The organism is Halorubrum sp. C191 (assembly GCF_002727095.1).
GTDB lineage: Archaea > Halobacteriota > Halobacteria > Halobacteriales > Haloferacaceae > Halorubrum > Halorubrum ezzemoulense.
In genome coordinates this window covers 1-3729 of record NZ_NHNZ01000052.1, presented here as the reverse complement: position 1 = coordinate 3729, position 3729 = coordinate 1, and the positions used below count along the sequence as shown (strand labels likewise).

Below are 3729 nucleotides of genomic sequence, written 5' to 3'. Positions count from 1 at the left end.
CAAATCTCCCGCTTCATCGGGGAGGTTGTACCGGTTGCTCAAAGAGTTACTGGCGATGGAGGCGAATCCGCCGCCCCGGAAGGTGGCGGCGGATTCGCCGACTATGCACTCGTTTCCCTTCACTGTCTACGGATTTACCTCGATTCATCGTACCGCATGACGATCGACCTGCTCAAAGAGATGCCACAAATAATCGGGGAGATCGGCCTTGACGCGGCCGATCTCCCCGCGCCGTCCACGTTGTGTAAGGCGTTCGACCGGATCAGCATGAGCGTCTGTCGAGTGCTGCTGCGCCAGTCGGCGCAGCTGCACGATCTCTCAGAACACGCCGCGATCGACGCCACATTCTACGACCGCTCACCAGCGAGCCGCCACTACTGCCAGCGAATCAGCTACCGCGTTCAGAAGTTGAAAGTCACGAAACTCGTCGATACAGCGTCTCAAGCCGTCCTTGACGTTCACTGCTCAACGAACCGGGAGGGAAGTGACGCCGATCTTGCTGAGCAGATCGCTCGCCGGAACGCGGGCGATCTGCGGTCTCTCGCGGCCGATAAAGGCTATGACAAGCAATCGCTTCGTGACGGATTACGCGATCTCGGGATCAGACCGCTGATCAAGCACCGCATCTTCGCTCCGTACGACCACGCGCACAACGCTAGAATCGACGATACTCGCTACAATCAACGCTCTATGGCCGAACCCCTGAATTCGGCTGTGAAACGCTCGCTCGGCTTCGCCGTGCGAGCGCGGTCATGGTTCCGTGAGTTCCGCGAAATCGCGCTGATGTGTGTCGTCTATAACATCAAACGCTTCGTCAAACAGTGAATCTCTCCGCCTTACAGCGATTCAACACGGCCCTTCATCCCCACAATGTGGACAGTCTGCTAGTGGAGGGTCAATCTCCAGTGCCTCTTGCTGGATGAAATGATTTCCTTGGTAAGAGTCACAGTTCTGACAGACATTTCCCCAGACTTTCTTGCCGAGAGTATTGCTGTAGACCCGTTCAACAGGAGTTTCGTAATTCGCTAATATATCTCCGAGAGGCGTATCAAGATGGTCTCCTCGTGGCCAGACCACAGGTGTTTGCTCGCCACACTGCCAGCAGTCTGTTTTCCACGTCAGCAATTTCTGGCGATCAACTGGGAGGTCGTCTGGGAGCATGATAGCAAATCCTACTCTGATTGACTATTTGATTCTTTGTCTCTAGTTCCCTGTTGAAATCTTTAACAGTCGATAGGATCTGCGTGCGAGGTACAGGAGTATACTCAGCAAGATCTTGGCCACCACCCCCATATATACAACAAGGAGTAGTGCTTCCGCCGGAGGTGGCGCACGATTTTAATATGCTTACACGTGTACTGGACCCATTATAATCGATGGATGACGATACAACCCACCAAGAGAGTAATAACCACAAGCCTGAGTGGTATCGGACGCTCGTTAAGGAGGTAAATGATCTCGTGACAGTTGTTGATACCGACGGGACGATAACCTACGTTAGTCCGGCCATCACACGCATTCTCGGCTACGACCCTGGCGAATTGGTTGGCCACGAGGGATTCGAGTTCGTCCATCCCGAGGATCGGGAGCGAAACACCGACGCGCTGGAAGGCGTTCTCTCAAACCCTTCCGAATCCGAGACTGTTGAAGTCCGATTCCGCCACGCCGACGGCTCGTGGCGCTGGATTGAGGCCACAATACAGAATCGAGTTGACGACGACATCATCGATGGGATTCTGGTTAGCAGTCGAGACATTACTGAGCGAAAAGAGTACGAACGCGAAGCGCGAGAACTTGCCGAAGAGTACGAAGCCGTTTTGAACAGCGTGGAGGACGCCATCTTTCTGATGAATGTTAGAGAAGATGGAGATGGTGTCCGATTTGAGTTTGAGCGCCTCAGTCCTTCCTACGAGCGCCAGACAGGGATTACTACCGAGGAGGTACAGGGCCAGACACCACAAGCCGTGTTCGGTGAAGAACAGGGCGCTGAGTTAGCCGCGAACTATCACCGCTGTGTCAAGGCTGGCGAACCGATCTCGTATCAGGAGGAACTCCGGGTCAGCGAAGAAGCACGCATCTGGCAGACAAAACTTGCGCCGGTGGTCTCCGATGGTGAGATAACTCGCCTCGTTGGGGTCACCCGGAACGTGACTGAACGCGTCGAACGTGAGCGACAACTACGTCAGCAGAACGAGCGGCTCGGAGAGTTTGCGAGTGTTATCTCCCACGATTTGCGCAGTCCGCTCAACGTCGCACAGGGTCGCGCTACACTCCTTGCCGAGCAGGGAGAAAGCGATCATCTTGATCCACTACTACAGGCGCTTGACCGGATGGAGGCGATCGTCGAAGATACGTTGACGCTTGCTCGCCAAGGCGACACGATAAGCGAAACAGAGTCGGTCAGTTTGACTGACCTCGTCGGGAAATGCTGGGCGACAGTAGACACGGACGACGCAACTATTGACATAGTCGACGAGATGACTTTTCAAGCTGACCCCGACCGGTTACGCCACGTGTTCGAGAACCTGTTCCGAAACGCTGTTGAACATGGTGGATCTGACGTGACCGTTCGTGTCGGCCGCCACAACGAACTGGGGATCTACGTCGAAGACAATGGACCAGGAATTCCAGTCGAAAAGCGTGACGAGGTGTTTGAACCGGGACATTCGTCGGCACAGGGTGGCACTGGTTTCGGGTTGACTATCTTAAAACGAATCGTGGAAGCCCACGGCTGGGAGCTATCTGTAGCCGATGGAACCGATGGTGGAGCACGGTTTGAGTTCGAGATGTCTGAACAGGGAGAGTTCGTGTGAGTGTTTAGACAATGCTCGACCCATGACTGAGAAGTGCGACTTCAACTTCTGAGCGCAGCGTACGGAATAAGCGCTCTGTATTCTGTACGACCTCGACGAACTATCAGCGACTACGGATTTCAACACAACCGTCTCTGGATGTGTTAGAATCCGGGATTCGGCTACTGATAGGCCCGAGCTGACTCTCAAAGAGACCCCTCAGATACCTATTCCACACGATTTTTAGTAGCGCCACCTCGTTAAGCCTACTGTGCGACTTGACGACTACCCCAAACGAGACGGGAAGCGGGTCTGGCTCAGCCAGAGCGACGAGAACGACGAGGTCGCAGCGCTCATCGACGAGGCGAAGTCTCCCGAGCAGGAGATCGCATTTCGGCTCGGTGTTCAGGCGGGCCTCCGCCGCGAAGAGATCGCCAGCGTCACCAGCAACGACTTCACCCACGCTCCCGACGGCTTCCTTCGCGTGTGGAACGACTACGCGAAGCGCGGGAAATATCGGGAGACTCCGATCCCGAAAGAACTCGCCAGTTCCGTTCGAACGCTCTCGTACGAGCGTGATCCCGACGAGCCGGTTGTCGGCGTCGAGCCGAACTCGATCTATCGCTGGGTGAAGCGAGCTGGCGAGCGACGCTACGCGGCAACCGGTGACGAGGGATGGACCTACCTCGACGTCCACGACCTCCGGCGGACGTGGGGCGGGCATCTCTTGTGGGACTGCGGCGTACTTCCTGCCGTGGTAATGAGCTTCGGCGGGTGGGAGGACTGGGAGACGTTCCGGAACCACTATCTCGGGGAAATGAGTCCGGCAGCTGCCGAGCGAGAACGCAAGAAGATCTCGTACGTCACGGGCAGCGTCGAGTCCGACCCGGGTGCGGATCCGGTTTTTGAGCCGACGATTCATACTGTCAGCTAAATA

The 3729-nt window shown here is 55.8% G+C and carries 3 protein-coding genes; all 3 read left to right on the top strand.

The features are described 5' to 3' along the window. On the top strand, positions 1 to 825 hold an 825-nt coding region (locus Z052_RS04875), incomplete at its 5' end, for an IS5 family transposase (RefSeq protein ID WP_241897897.1). A gap of 551 nt (positions 826 to 1376) precedes the next feature. Further along, entirely contained in the window at positions 1377 to 2813 is a 1437-nt protein-coding gene (locus Z052_RS04865) for a PAS domain S-box protein (protein ID WP_099288867.1), read from the top strand. A 250-nt stretch (positions 2814 to 3063) separates the two neighbouring features. Beyond that, entirely contained in the window at positions 3064 to 3726 is a 663-nt protein-coding gene (locus Z052_RS04860; protein ID WP_099288866.1) for a site-specific integrase, read from the top strand. Positions 3727 to 3729: the final 3 nt, after the last annotated feature.

Excerpts from the sequence above, each read along its gene's own strand:
- Z052_RS04865 (WP_099288867.1), top strand. The coding sequence starts at position 1,377 with ATGGATGACGATACAACCCACCAAGAGAGTAATAACCACAAGCCTGAG.